General features: G+C 58.0%; 1 protein-coding gene. It reads left to right on the plus strand.

Annotated features, from left to right (window positions below; all coding sequences use genetic code 11):
* Positions 1 to 707, plus strand: a 707-nt coding sequence (locus U9670_RS08690; protein ID WP_501993687.1) for a collagen-like domain-containing protein, incomplete at both ends; no start/stop codon positions are given.

Below are 707 nucleotides of genomic sequence, written 5' to 3' on the forward strand. Positions count from 1 at the left end.
CAAGGTCCTAAAGGCGACACTGGTGAAGCAGGTCCAGCAGGTCCAGCAGGTGCCATCGGTCCACAAGGTCCTAAAGGTGATGCAGGTGTAGCCGGTCCTCAAGGTCCTAAAGGCGACACTGGTGAAGCAGGTCCAGCAGGTCCAGCAGGTGCCATCGGCCCAGCAGGTCCTAAAGGTGATACAGGTCCTAAAGGTGATACTGGTGCCATCGGCCCAGCAGGCCCTCAAGGTGACACAGGTCCTAAAGGCGACACAGGTCCTAAAGGTGATACTGGTGCTATAGGCCCAGCAGGTCCAGCAGGTGCCATCGGTCCACAAGGTCCTAAAGGCGACACTGGTGAAGCAGGCCCAGCAGGTCCAGCAGGTGCTATAGGTCCTCAAGGTCCTAAAGGTGATGCAGGTGTAGCCGGTCCACAAGGTCCTAAAGGCGACACTGGTGAAGCAGGCCCAGCAGGTCCAGCAGGTGCCATCGGTCCACAAGGTCCTAAAGGTGATACAGGTCCTAAAGGTGATACTGGTGCCATCGGCCCAGCAGGCCCTCAAGGTGACACAGGTCCTAAAGGCGACACAGGTCCTAAAGGTGATACTGGTGCTATAGGCCCAGCAGGTCCAGCAGGTGCCATCGGTCCACAAGGTCCTAAAGGTGATGCAGGTGTAGCCGGTCCTCAAGGTCCTAAAGGCGACACTGGTGAAGCAGGTCCAGCAGG

This window comes from Moraxella tarda, assembly GCF_035181405.1.
Classification (GTDB): domain Bacteria; phylum Pseudomonadota; class Gammaproteobacteria; order Pseudomonadales; family Moraxellaceae; genus Moraxella.